Below are 20,733 nucleotides of genomic sequence, written 5' to 3'. Positions count from 1 at the left end.
AGGCTCCACACGACCACCGGCCACCCAGCGGCAGGCCCCGTGCGCCGGGGCTGGCGGCCTATACAGCCTGCGGACAGGGGAGTAGCATGCGCGCCGACCGGCGTTCGCCGGATATTCCACCTGCTGCCCCTGCGGAACCTGAATAAAAGTCATGCCTACGCGCAAATTCGGACTCAACCTTGCAGTCTTCGTGGCGGTCGCCGCCCTGTTCACTGGCATCTGGGCCCTCTACAACCGCCCAGTCACCGCACCGGACTGGCCGGAACAGATTTCTGGTTTTTCCTACTCGCCCTTTCGCGCCGGGCAAAACCCGCAGCAGAACACCTACCCGAGCGATGCGCAGATCCGCGCCGACCTGGAACTGCTAACCGGTCATACCGACAACATCCGCACCTATTCGGTGGATGGCGCACTGGCCCGCATCCCCGAACTGGCCGAGGAATTCGGCCTGCGCGTGACCCTGGGTATCTGGATCAGCCCGGACCTGGAACGCAACGAGCGCGAGATCGCCAAGGCCATCGAGATCGCCAATAACTCGCGCAGTGTGGTGCGCGTGGTGGTGGGTAACGAGGCGCTGTTCCGCCGCGAGGTGACGGTGGAGAACCTGATCGCCTACATCGACCGCGTGCGTGCCGCAGTCAAGGTGCCGGTGACCACCTCCGAACAGTGGCACATCTGGCAGGAATCCCCGGAGCTGGCCAAGCACACCGACCTGATCGCCGCCCACGTGCTGCCCTACTGGGAGTTCGTGCCCATGGAGGACTCCACCGAGTTCGTCCTCGATCGCGCCAAGGACCTGAAAAAACTCTTCCCGAAGAAGCCGCTGCTGCTCTCCGAAGTCGGCTGGCCGAGCAACGGCCGCATGCGCGGCGGCGCCGACGCCTCCCAGGCGGACCAGGCCATCTACCTGCGCACCCTGGTCAATACGCTGAACGCCAAGGGCTACAACTACTTCGTCATCGAGGCCTTCGATCAGCCGTGGAAGGCCAGCGATGAAGGCTCGGTCGGTGCCTACTGGGGCGTGTACAACCTCGACCGCCAGGCCAAGTTCGCCTTCGAGGGCCCGGTGGTAGCCATTCCGCAATGGCGCCTGCTGGCCATCGCCTCGGTGGTGCTGGCCCTGCTGACCCTGGCCCTGATGCTGATCGACGGCAGCGCCCTGCGCCAGCGCGGCCGTACCTTCCTGACCTTCGTCGCCTTCGCCGGCGGCTCGGTGCTGGTGTGGATCGGCTACGACTACAGCCAGCAGTACAGCACCTGGTTCAGCACCATGGTCGGCCTGCTGCTCGGCATCGGTGCCTTCGGCGTATTCATCGTCCTGCTTACCGAAGCCCATGAACTGGCCGAGACCGCCTGGACCCGCACCCGTCGCCGGCCGTTCCTGCCGGTGCTGACTGACACCGCCTACCGGCCCAAGGTGTCGGTCCACGTGCCCTGCTACAACGAGCCGCCGGAGATGGTCAAACAGACCCTCGACGCCCTCGCTGCGCTGGACTACCCGGACTACGAAGTCATCATCATCGACAACAACACCAAGGACCCGGCCGTGTGGGAGCCGGTAGAGGCCTATTGCAAAGTTCTGGGCCCGCGCTTCCGCTTCTTCCACGTCGCGCCGATTGCCGGTTTCAAGGGCGGCGCGCTGAACTACATCCTGCCGCATACCGCACCGGATGCCGAAGTGGTGGCGGTGATCGACGCCGATTACTGCGTCGACAAGAACTGGCTCAAGCACATGGTGCCGCACTTCGCCGATCCGAAGATCGCCGTGGTGCAATCGCCGCAGGATTACCGCGACGGCAACGAGAACATCTTCAAGAAGCTCTGCTACGCCGAATACAAAGGTTTCTTCCATATCGGCATGGTCACCCGCAACGACCGCGACGCGATCATCCAGCACGGCACCATGACCATGATTCGCCGCACGGTGATGGACGAACTGAAATGGGCCGACTGGACCATCTGCGAAGACGCCGAACTGGGCCTGCGCGTGTTCGAGAAAGGCTATAGCGCCGCCTACGCCCACGAAAGTTTCGGCAAGGGCCTGATGCCGGACACCTTCATCGACTACAAAAAGCAGCGCTTCCGCTGGGCCTACGGCGCCATCCAGATCATGAAGGGCCATGCGCGCAGCCTGTTCCTCGGCAAGGACTCCGAGCTGAAGACCGGCCAGCGCTACCACTTCGTCGCCGGCTGGCTGCCGTGGATCGCCGACGGACTGAACATCTTCTTCACCATCGGCGCCCTGCTCTGGTCGGCGGCGATGATCATCGTGCCGCAACGGGTCGACCCGCCGCTGATGATCTTCGCCATCCCGCCGCTGGCGCTGTTCTTCTTCAAGCTGGGCAAGATCCTGTTCCTCTACCGCAAGGCCATGGGCGTCGACCTGGTGCGTTCGTTCCAGGCGGCCATCGCCGGCCTGGCGCTGTCGCACACCATCGCCAAGGCAGTGCTGTACGGGACCTTCACCAAGACCATCCCGTTCTTCCGCACGCCGAAGATGGCCAGCAACCACGGTATCCTGGTAGCCCTGGCCGAAGCGCGCGAGGAAGTGTTCATCATGTTCCTGCTGTGGGGCTCGGCACTCGGCATCGGTATCGTCCAGGGCCTGCCCAGTGCCGACGTGAAGTTCTGGGTGGCCATGCTCCTGGTGCAGTCGCTGCCGTACCTGGCGGCGCTGATCATGGCCCTGCTGTCGTCCCTGCCGAAGCCGCTGGAAGCGAGCGAAGACGAGGCTACGGCCCCGGTCTGAGCACGCTTCTACCTGTCGAAACGGCGGCCCTGGGCCGCCGTTTTGCTTTAAGATGGCGGCCTTTTCAGAATACCGCTGTTCCGGAGCCGCAATGACCACCCTCTCCCCCACCCTCGAGCTTGCCTGCGACCTGATCCGCCGCCCCTCCGTGACCCCGCTCGACGAAGGTTGCCAGGAACTGATGATGCGCCGCCTGGCCGCCGCCGGCTTCGCGCTGGAGCCGATGCGCATCGAGGAAGTGGACAATTTCTGGGCCCACCGCGGTGGCGACGGTCCGGTGCTGTGCTTCGCCGGGCATACCGACGTGGTGCCGACCGGCCCGCTGCAATCCTGGCAGCACCAGCCGTTCGATGCGCTGATCGACGAGCAGGGCATGCTCTGCGGGCGTGGCGCGGCGGACATGAAGGGCAGCCTGGCGTCGATGATCATCGCCGTCGAACGCTTCGTCGCCGACCATCCGAACCACAAGGGCGCGATCACCTTCCTCATCACCAGCGACGAGGAAGGCCCGGCCCACCACGGCACCAAGGCCGTGGTCGAGCGCCTGCGCGAACGCGGCGAGCGCCTGGACTGGTGCATCGTCGGCGAGCCGTCGAGCACCACCCTGGTCGGCGACGTGATCAAGAACGGCCGCCGCGGCTCGCTCGGCTGCACCCTCACAGTGCGCGGCAAGCAGGGCCATGTGGCCTACCCGCACCTGGCCAAGAATCCCATCCACTTGGCCGCCCCGGCCCTGGCCGAACTGGCCGCCGAGCACTGGGACAACGGCAACACCTACTTCCCGCCGACCAGCTTCCAGGTCTCCAACCTCAACTCCGGTACCGGCGCGACCAACGTGATCCCCGGCGAGCTGAAGGCGGTGTTCAACTTCCGCTTCTCTACCGAATCCACCGTCGAAGGCCTGCAGCAGCGGGTGCGCGCCATCCTCGACAAGCACGACCTGGACTACCAGCTGGACTGGGCGCTGTCCGGTCTGCCGTTCCTCACCCAGCCGGGCGACCTGCTCGACGCCGTGGCAGCCAGCATCAAGACGGTCACCGGCCGCGACACCACCCCGTCGACCTCCGGCGGCACCTCAGAACGGGCGCTTTATCGCCACCCTGGGCACCCAGGTGGTCGAGCTGGGCCCGGTCAACGCCACCATCCACCAGATCGACGAGCGCGTGCTGGCCAGCGACCTGGATGTGCTGACCGAAATCTACTATCAGACCCTGGTAAACCTACTGGCATGAGCCTGACCTGCCCCATCTGCCAGCAGGCGCTGAGCGTCGTCGACAACGGTGTGGCCTGCCCGGCCAACCACCGTTTCGACCGTGCGCGCCAGGGTTACCTGAACCTGCTGCCGGTGCAGCACAAGAACAGCCGTGATCCGGGTGACAACGTGGCCATGGTCGAGGCCCGCCGGCGCTTTCTCGATGGCGGTCACTACGCCCCACTGGCCAAGCGCCTGGCCGAGCTGGCTGCCGAGCGCAACCCGCAGCGTTGGCTGGATATCGGTTGCGGCGAGGGCTACTACACCGCGCAACTCGCCGAGCTGCTACCGGATGCCGACGGCTATGCCCTGGATATCTCCCGCGAGGCGGTCAAGCGTGCCTGCAAGCGCTCGCCGCAGCTAAGTTGGCTGGTGGCGAGCATGGCCCGCGTGCCCCTGGCCGACGCCAGTTGCACCCTGCTGGCCAGCGTGTTCAGCCCGCTGGACTGGCAGGAAGCGCTGCGCCTGCTCGCTCCCGGTGGCGGCCTGCTGCGCATGGGCCCGACCGGCGAGCACCTGATGCAGCTACGGCAGAAGCTGTACGACGAGGTGCGCGACTATGATGAGCAGAAGCACCTCGAACTGATTCCGCCAGGCATGCGCCTGGCTCACAGCGAAACCCTGCGCTTTGCCCTGCAGCTGGACAGCAGCCAGGCCCGCGCCGACCTGCTGGCGATGACCCCGCACGGCTGGCGCGCCAGCGCCGAACGCCGCGCCGCGGTAATTGCCGAAGACTTCGAAGTGACTGTATCCATTCGCTACGATTGGATCGAGAAAGGTTCGGTACGATAAATGTCTGCGCTCGACCATGCGTCGTTAAAAGTCGGTTCGGACCGCTCATTTACAACTCGTAAACTCCGCGTCCTCACCGACTTTTGCCTAGCCTGACCTTCGCTCGACGATTTCTCGTGCAGAACCAAACCTAGAGAGCCCGCCATGCGCCAACCCGATATCGAGATCTACCTCAAGGACGCCGACCACAAGGCCATCGCCGCCTGGCTGGGCCAGGCCATCGGCGCCGTCAGCGAATGGCGCCAGCAGGGCCAGACCTACAAGTGCCGCGCCGGCACCGTGCCAGTAACCTGGCTGCCGAAGGCCGTGGGCAAATGGCACAGCCTGTACCTGGAAAGCGACGCTACGCCCTGGGACGACGACCTGACCTGCGCCCGCGCCGCCTTCGCCGCACTGGATGTGGAAGTACGCTGCGCCCCCGGTGGCTGGGACGAGGAGGAAAGCGTGGAAACCGCCGACCGCTGGATCCGCATCAGCAGCGACGGTGAAGAAGAGATCATCTGGCGCACCGACTGAAGCGCAGCCCCGGAAAAACAAAAGGCCCGTCACTGACGGGCCTTTTGTTTTTCTGCGAGCTGCAGGGCTCAGAGCTGGGATACGTCTTCCGCCTGCAGGCCCTTCTGGCCCTGGATCACAGCAAACTCGACCTGCTGACCTTCGACCAGCGAGCGGTGGCCTTCGCCACGGATGGCGCGGAAGTGGACGAATACGTCCGGCCCGCTGCCACGCTGAATGAAGCCATAGCCCTTGGAATCATTGAACCACTTGACGGTTCCAGTCTCACGCTCAGCCATTCGCACTTCCTCGACTCACATTATTGTTATTGCCCGGATGGACTTCGCCGGTGCCACGGGCGCCCTCCTCCGCGCTTCGCCCACACACCAGACCGGCGTGGAACGGGATGCTGAAAGTGCTCCTGAAGCAACCGCCAACCGAGTATAAAACAAGTGTTTGGCCTGCCAAGAGATAATTCAGGACAGCCTGCAGGGCACGCAGCATATGGCCTACAGGGCTTTTACAGGATTTTTCAGGGAGCAGAACGGTCAGCTTTTTGGTCAGTATCCGCTACGGCTCAGGCGCTGTTCGGCAGAACCCTGCCGAGTCAGCCGCGATGGATAAGCGCAGCGTTATCCAGCCGGCCTGACCCTGTAGGAGCCAGCTTGCTGGCGATATAAAGACAGCGTCCCGCTGATCGCCAGCAAGCTGGCTCCTACAAGAGCTTGTGCTGAATAACAGCCTCTGCCCAGACGAACGTCCGGGTAAGGTGGATGGCCACTCCGTGGAAAACCGCGCCGCGTTTTCCACCGTTGAGCCAGGCAAAGCGCCTGGCTCATGAGAGGCGAACGACCACCTAGGCCGCCTTGCGCCGACGCCACAGCCACAGCGCCAGCACGCCAAGGGTCAGCAGCAGCGGCACCAGGGCGATGTTGACGAACTTGAGTACGCCACCCAGTTCTTCGATCTTCGAGTTGAGCTGGAAGCGCACCTCGCGCAGTTCCTTGCGGATGCGCACCTTCTCAGCGAGGAACTGCTGCACGGTGGCCTGCTGTTCCGGGGTCAGCTCCATGGGCTTGCTCGGGTCCTGGTTCTGCTGCAGGGCAGCGAGCTTCTGCTCGGTCTCGCCCAGGCGCTTCTGCAGGTCCTCTTCCTTGACCCGGAACTGCGCCTCGGCCTCGCGCTGCAGCGCCTCGACCACCTCGAACGGGCGGCTGAAGCGACCGCGCGAGCGCACGCTGATCAGCGCGTCCGAGCCGGACAGGTTGTCCAGGGCGTTGATGGCGAAGCCGGCGTTGTCGGCAAACGGCTGCGGCATGCGCTGGCCGAAGAAGTCCTGCACCTGCACCCACATGCGGTCGCTGAGCAGATCGGTGTCGGCCACGGCAATGACGTTGATGTTGTCCGCCGCCTTGAGGCCGTCTTTCTGCCCCTCGATACCGTTCGGGTAGGCCGACTGCGCCGGGCCACTGATGCGCGCCGCCAGGGCATAACGCTCGCCGGTTGGTTGCAGGTCACGCAGCAGTTCTTCCGGGTTGCCGAGCATGCCGAAACGCGCCGCCTCGAAGGGCATGGCGTACTCCGAGCTCTGCAGCAGCGGCAGGAACTGGGTCTTGGCGCCTTCGACCGGTTCGAGAATGCCGCTGGTGGCGACGTTGATGCTTTCCAGGCCGGCGGTACTCACGTCTTCCTGGTTCAGCGCACGCGGCGGCAGGCCCAGCCAGCCGGCATGGCGCACCGGACGCTGGCTCTGGCCCATACCTACGGCCATGGCGTAGGAACCGTCACCGAGCACCTTGCCCGGCATCAGGCGCAGGCCCCAGGCCTTGAACAGCGGTTCCAGGTCGGACGCCTTGTCGGCGCCATCGCCCGGCAGCATCGGCATGCCGGTGTCGGCCTCGCTGAACGGGTCAACGAACACCAGCAACTTGCCGCCACGCAGGACGAACTGGTCGATGGCGTACAGGGTCGCCTCCGGCAGCTGCTTGGGGTGTACCAGCAACAGCACCGAGATATCGTCCGGGATCTGGTCGATGCCGATTTTCAGGCTGGCGATCTTGAACAGCTGACGCGCCTGCTCCATAAACATCCAGGGCGCGGTCGGCTGGCGGCTGGCCATGTCGAAACCACCGTTAATCTGCAGCCCGGACATCAGACCGACCACCGGAAGCTCAGGCTTGGCCAGGCTCTGTACCAGCTGGCTGACCTGGTATTCGAGGAACTCTTCCTGATCCAGCGGGAAGAACGGGATGATCTGCTTGTCATCCTGGCCATTGGTGCCGGCCAGGCCGAAGTAGATCTGCTCGCCGCTCTGGTTTGCCGGCACGGCCTGCAGGCCGAAGCCGGCAGCCTTGTCCTCATCCTCGGAGAACGGTTCGGGATCGATCACATGCAGCTTGATCTTGCCCTTGGCCGCGCGTTCATAAGCCTCGAGCAGCTCTTCCACGCGGGTGGCGTAGTTGCGCAGCACGGCCAGCTCGCGGGCCGACTTGTCGGAGTAGAAGAAGTACAGGTCGATCGGCTCTTCGATCTCGCCGAGGATCTGCTTGGTGCCCTCACTGATGGTGTAGAGCTTCTGCTCGGTCAGGTCGAGCCGGGCATTGCCCAGGGTCAACCCGGAAAATACGTTGAACGCCAGGAAGGCGGCGGCGATCAGCAGCAGGCCGGCGCCGGAATACATCAGTTTCTTCATCTTCAGTCAGCCTTCTTCAGATCGACCACGACGGCGGTGGCGGCAAGCCAGGCGGCCATCAGGGTGATGAAATAGAGCAGGTCGCGCAGGTCGATCACGCCCTTGCTGATCGCATCGAAACGGGTCAGGAAGCTCAGCGAGGCCACGGCATCCAGCAACCACTGCGGCGCCCAGCCGGTAAAGGCATCCAGCACCATGGGGAAACCGCTGACGATGAACAGGAAGCAGGCGCTGACCGCCAGGATGAAGGCGATCACCTGATTCTTGGCCAGGGCCGACATGCACGAGCCGATGGCCAGGTAGGAGCCGGCCAGCAGCCAGCTGCCCAGGTAGGCGGTGATGATCGCGCCGTTGTCCGGCTCACCCAGGTAGTTGACCGTGATGATCATCGGGAAGGTCAGCAGCAGGGCAATGCCGGCGAACACCCAGGCGGCGAGGAACTTGCCAGTGACCGCGTCGAAGCGGGTGATCGGCAGGGTCATCAGCAGCTCGATGGAGCCGGACTTGCGCTCTTCGGCCCACAAGCGCATGGCCAAAGCCGGCACCAGGAACAGGTAGAGCCAGGGGTGGAAGCTGAAGAAGGCCTTGAGATCGGCCTGGCCGCCCTCGTAGAAACCACCCATATAGAAGGTGAAGACCCCGGACAACACCAGGAAGATCAGGATAAACACGTACGCCAGCGGCGTGGCAAAGTAGCTGGCCAGCTCGCGTTTGAAGACTACCGGTAGCTGTTTCATGCCGCTTCTCCGCGCGTCAGGGTACGGAACACTTCATCGAGGCGACCGCGCTCCACGTCCAGTTCCTCGACCAGCCAGCCACGCTGGTGAATCAACGCGTTGACCTGCGGGAAGATCACCTGGCCCGCCTGGGCCAGCACGGTGAGGCTGCGCTCCAGACGGTTTTCCTCGACCCCGGCCACGCCCGGCAGGGCCGCCAGCGCGGCCTGGTCCAGCTCGCTGCTGCTGACCAGGGTGACGGCCTGGTGGTAACGCGAGCGGCTTTCCAGCTCCAGCGGCGTGCCATCGGCAACCAGCTTGCCGGAGGCGATCACCACGGCGCGGGTACACACGGCGCTGACTTCTTCGAGGATATGGGTGGAGATGATGACGATTTTGTCGTGAGCCAGGCTCTGGATCAGCCCGCGCACCTGGTGCTTCTGATTGGGGTCGAGGCCGTCGGTGGGCTCGTCGAGAATCAGCACCTTGGGATCATGCAGGATCGCCTGAGCCAGGCCGACGCGGCGCTTGAAGCCCTTGGACAGGGTGTCGATGGACTGGCCGAGGACCTTGTCCAACTCCACCTGGCCAACCGCGCGGCTGACCCGCTCGCGCTTCTCGGCGCCACGGAAACCACGCACTTCGGCGATGAATTCGAGGAAGCCCCGCACCGTCATGTCGCCATAGCAGGGCGCGCCTTCCGGCAGGTAGCCGATCTGCTGCTGGGCCTTGAGGGTCTGGCGCTGAATGTCGTAGCCGAGAATGCTCGCCGTGCCGGAAGTCGGCGCGAGGAACCCGGTCAACATCTTCATGGTGGTGGATTTACCGGCCCCGTTAGGGCCGAGAAAGCCCAGCACTTCCCCCTGCTGGACGTTGAACGAGAGGTTATCGACGGCCGTATGTCCGGCAAAACGTTTAGTTAGATTTTTTATCTCGATCATGGTCTCTCACCATTTTCGGTAAGGGCCCAGCCGTACTCACCACGGGGCCCATGAGGACCCATCTCGACACCCGGATAACCCAGCGGAGACAGGCTGCCAAAATGCCGCCGGACTATATGAAGCCATCGCGGCTATTGCAAGACAGCCTGTCATAGAGAAAGTTGCGCAGAGTGTTTCTGCACGTAAACGCAGCAAAGTCAGGGGCTGACCTGATAACCCCGCCCCTGCAGGCAGCTGGTATAGGCCGCCGAATCGACCTGACCCGTGCTGGTCGAGTCGTCCCGGCGCTCGTCCCGGCGATCACGGCGCTCGCGCGAGCCGCCGACCACCATACCCGCCACTGCGGTTTCCTTGGCCCGATCCTGCCGATACTCCTGCTTCACATCGTCATCGACGCGGTCGTACACCTCGTCATGCTGGTTGCCGCGCACCTGCGCTCCCGCCGCCCCGGCGGCAGCCCCCACCGCGGCACCACGCAGGCGCTGACCGGACGGCCCGCTTGAGCTGCTCGAAGTGGTGGCCGAACTGCGGCAGGCGTCAATATCCGCCTGGACCTGCTGGGAACTCTGGCCGTTCAGGGGTACCACCGTTTCGGCCTGGACCTGGGCAGCCCCTGCCGCCACGGCAAGGCCCAGACAAAGCAATGAAAACCTTTTCATAGCAACCTCCTCGGATAACATCTGCGATGCGACATTGATCGGCCCTACTCACCCCGTCCAGTGGCAGACCGGACAAGGATTGGCGGGGCACCTCAGACCTGAAGAATAGTCCCCAATCGGCCACCAGCCGGGCCGAATCCCGACCATTGGCCAGCGCACGCCAGCACTGATGGCTTTTGCCGCCGCGCGGCGAATCCGGCAAACTAGCGCCCCCGAGCAAATGCTCGCTTGATTGCCCCGCAGAGTCCGTATGACCCGCTCGCCTTTACGCCGCCTCGTTTTTGGTGCCCTACGCCGTGTGCTCTACCTCTGGGTGCGCTCGGAAACCATCAACCAGTCCGCCTTCACCCTCAAGCTCGACCGTAGCAAGCCAGTGTTCTACGTGCTGCAGCAGCCTTCGGCGAGCGACCTGGCAGTGGTCGACACGGAATGCAGCAAGGCCGGCCTGCCGCGCCCGGTGCTGCCGGTGGCGATCGGCGAGCAGATCGAACCTGCCGCGTTCTTCTATCTGACCCCCGAGCCGGGCTGGTTTGGCGGGCATGACAAGCGCGGCGCCCCGCCGGCGCTGGTGCGCACCCTGGCCGCCCTCGACCGCAACGCGGTGGACGACGCGCAGATCATTCCGGTCAGCGTGTTCTGGGGCCAGTCGCCGGACCGCGAGACCAGCCCGTGGAAGCTGCTGTTCGCCGACAGCTGGGCGGTCACCGGACGCCTGCGCAAGCTGGTCAGCATCCTGATCCTCGGCCGCAAGACCCGCGTGCAGTTCTCCGCGCCGATCCACCTGCGCGAACTGCTGGCCCAGGACAAGGGCCTGCAGCGCACCCAGCGTATGGCCCAACGCATCCTGCGCGTGCACTTCCGCAACCAGAAGGCGGCGGTAATCGGCCCAGACGTGTCGCACCGACGCAACCTGGTCAAGGGCCTGATCCACGGCCCGCAGGTACGCCAGGCGATCCTCGACGAGGTCGAGCGCGAGAAGATCAGCATGGAAAAAGCCGAGGCCCAGGCCCTGCGCTACGGCAACGAGATCGCCTCGGACTACACCTACACCGCCATCCGCTTCCTCGAACTGGTGCTGAGCTGGTTCTGGAACAAGCTGTATGAAGGCATCCAGGTCAACCATATCGACGCCGTGCGTGAAGTCGCCCACGGCCATGAGGTGATCTATGTGCCCTGCCACCGCAGCCACATCGACTACTTGCTGCTGTCCTACCTGCTGTTCCGCAACGGTCTGACTCCGCCGCACATCGCCGCCGGGATCAACCTCAATATGCCGGTGATCGGCGGCCTGCTGCGCCGCGGTGGCGCCTTCTTCATGCGCCGCACCTTCAAGGGCAACCCGCTGTACACCGCGGTGTTCAACGAATACCTGCACACCCTGTTCAGCCGCGGTTTCCCGGTGGAGTACTTCGTCGAGGGCGGGCGCTCGCGCACCGGGCGCATGCTGCAGCCGAAGACCGGCATGCTGGCCATCACCCTGCGCAGCTTCCTGCGCTCCAGCCGCCTGCCGGTGGTGTTTGTGCCGGTCTACATCGGCTACGAGCGCGTACTGGAAGGCCGCACCTACCTGGGCGAGCTGCGCGGCGCGGCGAAGAAGAAGGAGTCGATCTTCGATATCTTCAAGGTCATCAGCGCCATCCGCAAACAGCGCTTCGGCAGCGTCTGGGTCAACTTCGGCGAGCCGATCAAGCTAGCTGAGTTCCTCGATGCCGAGCAGCCGGACTGGCGCAGCCAGGACTACGGCACGCAGTTCCGCCCAGACTGGCTGAACAGCACCACCAACCGCCTCGGCGAGCGCGTGGCGCAGCACCTCAACGAGGCCGCGGCGGTCAACCCGGTCAACCTGGTCGGCCTGGCCCTGCTCTCCACCAGCAAGCTGGCGCTCGACGAGAAGAGCCTGGTGCGGGTGCTCGACCTCTACCTGGCGCTGCTGCGCCAGGTGCCCTACTCGCCCCACGCGACCCTGCCGGAAGGCGATGGCGCCGCGCTGATCCGCTACGTGCAGAGCATGGACCTGCTGGCCGAGCAGAAGGATGCGCTGGGCAAGATCTTCTATCTGGACGAGCAGAACGCCGTCCTGATGACCTACTACCGCAACAACGTGCTGCACATCTTCGCCCTGCCGGCGCTGCTGGCAAGCTTCTTCCAGAGCAGCTCGCGGATGAGCCGCGAACAGATCCTGCGCTACACCACGGCGCTGTACCCGTACTTGCAGTCCGAGCTGTTCATCCGCTGGTCACGAGAGGAGCTGGAAGGCGTGGTCGACCAGTGGCTGGCGGCCTTCGTCGAGCAGGGCCTGCTGCGCCAGGAAGACGATGTGTACATCCGCCCGGCACCGAGCTCGCGCCAGTTCGTCCTGCTCACCCTGCTCGCTCGCGCCATCGTGCAGACCCTGCAGCGCTTCTACATGGCCACCGCCCTGCTGAGCAACGCCGGGCAGAACGTGCTGTCGGCCGAGGAGCTTGAGAACCTCTGCGTGGTCATGGCCCAGCGCCTGTCGATCCTGCATGGCCTGAATGCTCCGGAGTTCTTCGACAAGAGCCTGTTCCGCCACTTCATCCAGACCCTGCTCGACGAAGGCGTGCTGCGCCAGGACAGCGCCGGCAAGCTCAGCCACCATCCGCAGCTGGATGGGCTGGCCGAGGGCGCGGCCAAGCGCGTGCTACCGGCGGAGATTCGCCTGTCGATCCGCCAGGTCGCGCTGGAGCGTGAAGACGACAAGCACGAAACGCTCTGAGTTAAGCCCTTCCGGGCTCAAGCGCACACCCGGCGCTTGAGCTGACTTGCGCACGCCCGCCACGTTTGGCCTCGTACAGTTGGGCATCCGCGGCGGCCACCAAGGCCTGCGGGTCCATCCCAACCCCCGGCACCAGACTGACCACACCCAGCGAAATGGTCACCACCTTGGCTACCGACGAGCCCTGGTGCTCAAGCCCGAGTTTGCGCACCTGCTCTTCCATCTTTTGCGCAACGGCCACCGCGCCGGCCAACCCTGTGCCGGGTAGCAAACAGACGAACTCCTCACCGCCATAACGGGCCAACAGGTCATAGGGGCGGCACAGGGTTGCTGCCAGCGCTTGGGCCACCTGTCGAAGAGTGCTATCGCCACGCTGATGGCCGTAGTGGTCGTTGTAGGCCTTGAAATGGTCAATATCCAGAAGGATCACCGACAGCGCTGACTGCTCGCGCAGGCACTGGCGCCAATCATTCTGCAGTTCTTCCTCGAAGCGTCGGCGATTGGCCACCCCGGTCAGGCCATCGAGCAGGGCCTGGGTACGCAGCAGATCACTCTGCAGCTTCAGGGTCAGCTGGGTGCGCACCCGCGCTTGGACAATCACGGGGTTGATCGGCTTACTGATGAAGTCCACGGCGCCTAACTCGAAACATTTCACCTCATCGGCTTCGCTTTTCTGCGCAGTGATGAAAATAATCGGAATGTGCTGAGTCAGCGGGTCGGCCTTGAGCTGCCGACACACGGCATGGCCATCCATATCGGGCATCACCACATCGAGCAGGATCAGATCCGGCAGCTGTTTCTGGCACTGTTGCAGCGCCTGCTCGCCACTGGTGGCCATAAACACATCGCACTGCTCGCGAAACAGTGCATACAAAGCCTGAATATTGATGCGCTGGTCGTCGACCAGCAGCAACCTGGGGCGCCGGGGATACTGCGTCAGCAAAAATTCCATTCACCCTCCTCAGATGGTCTCAAGCAACCCTTTCGCGGCCTTGCTAGCCTCCGCAAAATCCAGACTTTGCACCAGGGCCGACAAGCATACAAAGGACGACCTCTGCGCATGCGGTGTTTGCTCCAGCAGCGCATCGACCCGCCCCAGTGCCTCAAGATTACCTGCGTCCAGCAGGTTGATGATTTCGCGCAGTAACTCCCTCAGGCTTGTGCCATCAAGCTCTGCAACAACTTCCGCTGCCACACTATTGACCATAGCTGGGAACTGTTCGCCAAGCAGCGCCACACTGGCATCCAGCAACCGATAGAGCTCTTCGACAACCCCTGCGTCGGCCAGTAGGGCGGCGGCTTGCTGTGGTTCAGCGCTGCACAGCTGCTCCAGCTCCGCGGCGCGCGCCGCCAAAGCACGGGCGCCCATGGTACTGGCGCTGCCCTTGAGGGCATGCAACACGGCACCGCTCGCGGCTACATCACCAAAGCCTGTAAGACTGCGCAGCTTGTCGAGTTGGGCGTGCAACTGCGGCCCAAAGTTGGCCAGCACGCTGCAAATCAACTGCAGGTTGCCGCCAAAGCGCGCCAGGATGGTATGGGTCGGTTCCAGCAGACCAACATCTTCGGACACTGGCATCGCGACAGCCTCAACCGGTGGCAGCGCACGCCCCACCTGAGCCAGCACCACCGCAATCAGTTTTTCCAGATCAATGGGTTTGGCCACATGATCATTCATGCCGCTGGCCCGACACGCCTCTTTGTCGGCCTGCGAGGCATTGGCGGTCATGGCTACGATCGGCAGTTGGGCAAAACCCGGCAAGGCCCGGATGCGCCGGGTCGCCTCGAAGCCATCGATGTCGGGCATCTGGATATCCATCAACACCAGGTCGAAGGCATCTGGCGTGGCAGTGGCCATGCGTACGCCTTGCAGGCCACCCTCGGCCACTTCGATCAAGGCCCCCTCGCCTTGCAACAGCTCAGACGCCACCTGCCGGTTCAGGACATTATCCTCAACCACTAACAAGCGCAGGCCCAGCAGAGGCTGTAGCGTGTTAGCTGCAGGCTGCTGCGTTTGCCCTCCCGGCAATACCAGCTTGCCAGCCAGGCAGGCTTGTATCGTCTCGCTCAACAGCCGGGGGGTAACGGGCTTGGTCAGGAAACCGGAAAACGGGGCATTGCCTTCCTGACAAGCATCTGCCAGCACCTCATGGCCGTAGGCAGTGATCATGATAACCAGCGGTAAATGCTCGACCGGACCTTGCTGGCGTAACAACTTTGCGGCGCTCAGGCCATCCATATCGGGCATGCGCCAGTCCATCAGGATTACATCGTAACCGCGGCCATCCGCTAGTTGTTTGACCCGCTCGATTGCCTCAAGACCGCTTCTGACCAAATCAGCCTGCCAGCCCAGATCCAGTATGGTGTGCTGCAACAGATCCCCTGCAACCGGATTGTCATCGACAATTAGCAGGCGCAGATCGCGCCCAATCACGCTGTATTCCTCGCGCAACTCGGGGGCCGCTACCACGCTAAGATCGATTTCGAACCAGAAACGACTGCCCTCCCCCAGCACACTGGCTACCTGCAACTCCCCTCCCATCAGCTGCACCATGCGCTTGGAAATCACCAACCCAAGTCCGGTACCGCCGTAGCGGCGAGTGGTCGATGCTTCGGCCTGGGTAAAGCCCTGAAAAATCTGCGTCAGCTGCTCGGAGCTGATACCGATGCCACTGTCGGCCACTTCAATGCGCAGACGCACCTGGTCGGCATCGCGCCGTACCTGCTCGACCCGCACCACCACCTGGCCATGCTGAGTGAATTTGAGGGCATTGCCCGCCAGGTTGATCAGTACCTGCTGCAGACGCAGGCTGTCGCCAAGCAGGGTAGCTGGCAGGTCGGTATCCAGATCAAAGATCACCTCGACATCCTTGTCGCCCTGATTACCACCGAGGATGGTGGCCAGCTCACGCATCAGCGCTTCAAGCTCAAACGGATGCAGGTCGAGACGCATCTTTCCCGCCTCGATCTTGGAGTAGTCGAGAATGTCGTTGAGCAGCCCCAACAAGGCTTTGCCTGCGGATTCGGCCTTGCTCACATAGTCAAACTGACGCGCATTCAACTCCGTGTTCTGCACCAGCCGCAGCATGCCCAGCACCGCATTCATCGGCGTGCGAATCTCATGGCTCATGTTGGCCAGGAAGGACGACTTCGCCGCGCTGGCCGCATCGGCCTCCTCCTTGGCATGTCGCAGGCTGGCCTCCAGGGTGCGCTGGGAGGTGATATCGCGGTTGATCCCGGTCACCCGCAGAGCCACGCCTTGGCTATCTCGTTCTATCTGCGCGCCCGCCTGGACGATGCAGCAACTGCCATCGGGGCGCACCACACGGAACACCGCATCGTAGATCCCGCGCCCCTCCACGGCAGCCTGCAGATTGCTTGCCGCCGCCTCGACATCTTCCGGATGCACCCGCGAGTACCAGTGCTGGTACTCCAGCCCTTCGTCACGCAGGCTTAATGGCTGACCGTACATTTCGTACATGCGCTCATTCCACTGCAACGCGTTGTCAGCCAGGTTCCAGCTCCAAATGCCCAACTCGGCCACGTCTGCAGCCATCAACAACTGATCGCGTACCGTGGTCAGCTCACTACGCTGGCGCTGCAGCTCGGAAATATCGGTGATGATGCAGACGAACTGAGCTTGCGCCGCGCTCGCCATCGCCCCAATCGACATCTGCATAGGGAAGACCGTGCCATCCTGGCGCAGGCCAGTCAGCTCCTTGCTACTGCCGCTGCCTGGTGCTGAGCTCTCGTTAATGGTCGCAAGGTAGCCCGCCAGCTCGTCGCGCGACTCTTCGGCAGTCAACTGGTATAGCGGCTGGCCAAACAGCTCTTCACGGGTATAACCAAACAAGGCCTCACCCGCGGGGTTGAACGACAGCACGTTACCCGCCACATCGAGGGTGATCACCGGATTCACCGCAGTGCGCAGGATCGCCCGCATGGTTGCCACACTAGCAGCCAACTCCTGCTCGGCAGCCTTACGCTCGGTGATATCCACGGCGATGCCCAGGTAACCGCTGACCATGCCATCGTCATCACGCATGGCGGTTACCACCAGCGACACCGGGAACTGCGTGCCATCCTTACGCACATAGGTCCACTCACGGGTTTCAGAACCCTCAAGTTCCGGTTTGTGCACGAACACGCGAAAACCTTCTACCGGCTGCGCATACTCCTCGCTCAACTCGCGGCCGCGGGCCGCCACTTCCTCTGGCACATGCAGCACAGCCGGTGTACTGCGACCCAGCAATTCGTCAGCGCTATAGCCCAGCAGATGCTCGGCACCGCTATTGAACACGCGGATGATGCCCTCAGCGTCAGAGGCAATAATGGACACCTCGGACGCGGCGCGCAGCACGCTGCCAAGCAACACATTAAGCTCATCCAGTTCGCGGGTGCGCGCTACCACCTGATCTTCCAGGCTGTTGTTGAGCGCCCGAATCTGCGCCTCCGCGGCCTTTTGCGCCGAAATGTCGCGAACCGTCTTGGAGGCACCAACCACTTGCCCTTGACCATTTAGAATCGGCGATACGGTGACCGACACCGCAAGGGTATGACCATCCTTGTGCAGTCGCTGGGTATCGAAACTCATCACGCGCTCGCCACGTGTCAGGCGCGCCAGAATATCTACCTCTTCAGAGTGCCGCTCCGCCGGCACCACCAGCTCGGCCAGCCGTCGTCCCAGGGCCTCTTCGGCGCGGTAACCAAACAACTGCTCGGCGCCCTGGTTCCAACTGGTAACCACTCCCTCCAACGTCTTACCGATGATGCCATCCGCCGAACTCTCGACAATCGCCGCCAGTTTGGCTTGCTCGGCCACCACCAGGCGTTGGCGCTGACGACTGACACTGAACAGGCCAACCAGCGAGGCCAGCAATAGCGAGAACAGCCCCCCGCCGATTAGCAGCAGGCGTGGCGAGGACTGGTTAAGCGCGCGGATGAACGGGTGATGGGCGGAAAACTCGATCTGCCAGCGCCGACCGAACACTGAGCGCTCGACCTGTGCTGAAACCTCCTCGTCCTCGCCGGACTCCGGCTCTTCGCTGCTGTAGAAGGGCGCAGCCGAACCTGTCGCGGTGATATCACTCAAGCTCACATGGCTGGCATCTGAGTTAGGCAGCAGACCGACCAATACCTCTTCGGTCAGCAGTGGCGCATAACTCCAGCCGATGGCAGTAGCCTCACGCTCGGCCTGCGTGGCTGGTGTCTGCGCACTTTGGTAGATCGGCATCAGGATCAGGAAGGACTGCAGTGGTTTGCCCACAGCCTGTACCAGGGTAATCGGCCCGGTCAGGCGTACCTCGCCGGATTGCAGCGCCGCCAGCGCGGCTTCCCGCCGGTTGGCTTCCGACGCAATATCCAGGCCGATGGCCGCCAGGTTGGGCGCCATCGGCTCCAGGTACTGGATCACATAGCGCTCACCCTCATGCGGGGTCAGCTGGCGAATGGCAAAGTCGGCCTTGCCGTCGGCGCGTGCCTGGGCCAGAAAGCTCGCCTCGTCCGCCGGCTTAACCCGGCGAATAAAGCCGAAACCGCGGGCTCCCGGAAACTCTGTCGCAATATCACGGGTCTGGCTGTAACGCTGGAACTTGGCACGACTGATGCCGCTTTCGCTATCACTGGCGATGACAATAGAGCCCCGGGCACCTCGCAAGCCGTACTGATACAGGGTCAACCGTCGCACCACGGCATCGGCCACCTGCTCGGCAGCGGCACTCACGGCAGCCATGGATTCGCGCTGGTTGTGCTGCGCCAGGAAAAATGCAGCCAGCGCACTTAATAACAACCCCAGTAGCAAGGTGAGCAAAGCAACCCGACTGCCCGCTAAAACGCTGAAAGATTTATTCACTCGCACTGACACCTGAATGGAAACTCGTGAACTCTATCCTGCACCCGACAGCTGAGGCCCTCTGGGGGCGCTTACCACCCTGTTTGCTAACCAGACGGCTTGGCGAACGCCCCCAGCCCGCTGCGGAGAAATTCGCACAATTGCTCGAACGGAATGGGTCGAGAGTACAAATATCCCTGCATCACCGTGCAACCATTAGCGTGCAGCGCATTGGCTTGTTCCTGGGTCTCGACCCCCTCGGCCACCAATTCAAGGCCCAGCGCCTGACCAAGCTTTACGATGGCCTCGATGATCGCCGAATCGCTACGGTCGGTGAGCATGTCACGCACAAAGCTCTGGTCGATTTTCAGTACATCAATAGGAAAGCGCTTGAGGTAGGCCAGGCTTGAGTAGCCCGTACCAAAATCATCGATTGCCACGCGCACACCCATCCGTTTGAGTTCCAGCAGGGAATCACGGGTGTTATCGACATCCCTGGCCAGCACCCCTTCGGTAATTTCCAACTCCAGCAACTCCGGCGGTAGCCCAGACTCAAGCAGAATGCCTTTGACCATCGGCAGGAATGACTCCTCGCGAAACTGCACGGCGGAAATATTGACGCTGACGGCAATGCTCTGCCCCTGCAGGTTGAGCGTCTGCGCATCCTGGCAAGCCTGCAGCAGTACATATTTGCCAATCGGGATGATCAGACCGGTCTCCTCGGCCAACGGAATGAAATCGGCCGGGGAGATCAATTCCCCGGCGCCGTTGCGCCAGCGCACCAGAGTCTCCATGCCGATGACAATGCCGCGCTCGACGTCAACCTTGGCCTGATAGAACACTTCAAACACGCCGCGCTCCAGGGCGCTGCGCAAGTGCTGCTCGAGCAGATGGCGGCCGCGGGTACTGCTTTCGATTTCCGCGGAGAAGAAACGGCAGCGATTGCGCCCATCGAGCTTGGCCTGGTACATGGCCGCATCCGCATGGCGGTAAAGCGATTCGACATCCTCGCTGTCGTCAGGAAATACGCTGATGCCGATACTGGCCGACAGGTCATAGCGACTGGCCTGGAAGGAAAATGGCACGCCGATGGTTGCCAGCAAGCGTTCGGCAAAGTCGCCTACCGCATCGAAGCCGCTCACCTCGGGCAACAGGATGATGAACTCGTCACCCCCCCTGGCGGCTGACCGTGTCCACCGCCCGCGACGATTGTGCCAGGCGCTCGGCGACTTCCCTGAGCAGCGCATCGCCGATCGAGTGGCCGACCGAGTCGTTGATGCCCTTGAAGTTATCCAGATCGAGCAGCAGCATCGCCACCCGGCCATGACTGCGCCGGGCCTTCTGCAAGGCCTGCTCTGTGCGATCCTGCAGCAGTGTGCGGTTCGGCAGGCCGGTCAGGGCATCGTGGTTGGCGAGCTTTTTCGCCTCTTTGCGCAAGGCGATGTGGGCCTTCACGTGGGCCCTGGCCACAGCGACATTGAGTGGTTTCTGAATAAAATCGATGCCGCCATGCTCAAGCGCACGCAGTTCGTTGTCTTGCTGGGTATGCGAGGTTACGAAGATCACTGCGGCATCGCACAGCTTGGGGTCAGCCTTGAGTGCCTTGCACACCTCGAAACCGTTGATGCCAGGCATTTCGATATCCAGCAGCACGACATCCGGCCGGCACTGGCGGGCCATCTCCAGCGCACTGTGGCCATCGGCAGCCAGGTAGATATCGGCCAGACCGCGCACAGCTTCGCTCAACACCCGCGCATCGATGGGTTGGTCTTCGACGATCAGAATGACCGACTCTGGATTGAACGCCTTGCTGCGCATCCGTGCCCCCGCGACGTCAGTGCTCTACCTATGCGCAAATCCTAGCCCAGCT

The 20,733-nt window shown here is 63.0% G+C and carries 13 protein-coding genes and 1 pseudogene; 5 read left to right on the top strand and 9 right to left on the bottom strand.

Annotated elements, in window-relative coordinates; all coding sequences use genetic code 11:
- Positions 1-151: 151 nt before the first annotated feature.
- The 4 genes and pseudogenes from LRS11_RS11565 (at position 152) to LRS11_RS11550 (ending at position 5,309) form a co-directional block, all read left to right on the top strand.
- The gene (locus tag LRS11_RS11565) at positions 152-2,749 is read left to right on the top strand and encodes a glycosyltransferase (RefSeq protein ID WP_260493144.1); all 2,598 of its coding nucleotides are present in this window, start codon (positions 152-154) and stop codon (positions 2,747-2,749) included.
- A 52-nt stretch (positions 2,750-2,801) separates the two neighbouring features.
- A pseudogene (gene dapE, locus LRS11_RS11560) lies at positions 2,802-3,848 on the top strand (succinyl-diaminopimelate desuccinylase); the annotation flags it as partial.
- Positions 3,849-3,977: 129 nt separating this feature from the next.
- The gene (locus LRS11_RS11555) at positions 3,978-4,793 is read left to right on the top strand and encodes a putative RNA methyltransferase (protein WP_260496904.1); all 816 of its coding nucleotides are present in this window, start codon (positions 3,978-3,980) and stop codon (positions 4,791-4,793) included.
- Between the two features lie 144 nt (positions 4,794-4,937).
- Positions 4,938-5,309 (top strand): hypothetical protein, encoded by a 372-nt coding sequence (locus LRS11_RS11550; RefSeq protein WP_260493143.1) that lies wholly within the window; start codon positions 4,938-4,940, stop codon positions 5,307-5,309.
- 68 nt (positions 5,310-5,377) lie between these two features.
- Here the strand turns inward: LRS11_RS11550 and LRS11_RS11545 are convergent, their stop codons facing one another.
- The 5 genes from LRS11_RS11545 to LRS11_RS11525 form a co-directional block, all read right to left on the bottom strand.
- A complete protein-coding gene (locus tag LRS11_RS11545) occupies positions 5,378-5,587 on the bottom strand; it encodes a cold-shock protein (RefSeq protein ID WP_260493142.1) in 210 nt (69 codons plus the stop codon).
- A gap of 557 nt (positions 5,588-6,144) precedes the next feature.
- Positions 6,145-7,980 carry a GldG family protein gene (locus tag LRS11_RS11540; protein WP_260493141.1) on the bottom strand — a complete coding sequence of 612 codons (1,836 nt, stop codon included), beginning with the start codon at positions 7,978-7,980 and terminating at the stop codon, positions 6,145-6,147.
- 2 nt (positions 7,981-7,982) lie between these two features.
- Complete coding sequence (locus LRS11_RS11535; protein ID WP_260493140.1) at positions 7,983-8,717, bottom strand: ABC transporter permease; 735 nt, start codon at positions 8,715-8,717, stop codon at positions 7,983-7,985.
- Positions 8,714-9,637 (bottom strand): ABC transporter ATP-binding protein, encoded by a 924-nt coding sequence (locus LRS11_RS11530; protein ID WP_260493139.1) that lies wholly within the window; start codon positions 9,635-9,637, stop codon positions 8,714-8,716. Before LRS11_RS11530 ends, LRS11_RS11535 begins: the two co-directional genes overlap by 4 nt.
- A gap of 197 nt (positions 9,638-9,834) precedes the next feature.
- Positions 9,835-10,296, bottom strand: a complete 462-nt coding sequence (locus tag LRS11_RS11525; RefSeq protein ID WP_260493138.1) for a YMGG-like glycine zipper-containing protein — start codon at positions 10,294-10,296, stop codon at positions 9,835-9,837.
- A 250-nt stretch (positions 10,297-10,546) separates the two neighbouring features.
- Between LRS11_RS11525 and plsB the strand changes: the two genes are divergently transcribed.
- On the top strand, positions 10,547-13,033 hold the full coding sequence (gene plsB, locus LRS11_RS11520) for a glycerol-3-phosphate 1-O-acyltransferase PlsB (RefSeq protein ID WP_260493137.1): 2,487 nt from the start codon (positions 10,547-10,549) through the stop codon (positions 13,031-13,033).
- 1 nt (position 13,034) lies between these two features.
- On the opposite strand, the gene LRS11_RS11515 is transcribed toward plsB, so the two are convergent.
- The 4 genes from LRS11_RS11515 to LRS11_RS11500 all read right to left on the bottom strand — a co-directional run bounded on the left by LRS11_RS11515 (position 13,035) and on the right by LRS11_RS11500 (position 20,681).
- Positions 13,035-13,985, bottom strand: coding sequence for a diguanylate cyclase (locus LRS11_RS11515; protein WP_260493136.1), 951 nt, complete (start codon positions 13,983-13,985; stop codon positions 13,035-13,037).
- Positions 13,986-13,994: 9 nt separating this feature from the next.
- The gene (locus LRS11_RS11510; RefSeq protein ID WP_409519729.1) at positions 13,995-18,896 is read right to left on the bottom strand and encodes a PAS domain S-box protein; all 4,902 of its coding nucleotides are present in this window, start codon (positions 18,894-18,896) and stop codon (positions 13,995-13,997) included.
- Between the two features lie 74 nt (positions 18,897-18,970).
- Positions 18,971-20,110, bottom strand: a complete 1,140-nt coding sequence (locus LRS11_RS11505; RefSeq protein ID WP_260493134.1) for a putative bifunctional diguanylate cyclase/phosphodiesterase — start codon at positions 20,108-20,110, stop codon at positions 18,971-18,973.
- Positions 20,031-20,681 (bottom strand): diguanylate cyclase domain-containing protein, encoded by a 651-nt coding sequence (locus tag LRS11_RS11500; protein WP_260493133.1) that lies wholly within the window; start codon positions 20,679-20,681, stop codon positions 20,031-20,033. The genes LRS11_RS11505 and LRS11_RS11500 overlap by 80 nt, the downstream gene beginning before the upstream one ends.
- Between the last annotated feature and the right edge of the window lie 52 nt (positions 20,682-20,733).

The sequence above is a fragment of the Pseudomonas sp. J452 genome (assembly GCF_024666525.1).
Lineage (GTDB): Bacteria > Pseudomonadota > Gammaproteobacteria > Pseudomonadales > Pseudomonadaceae > Aquipseudomonas.
The sequence above is the reverse complement of the archived record's forward strand: the minus strand, read 5'-3'. Positions and strand labels throughout refer to the sequence as shown.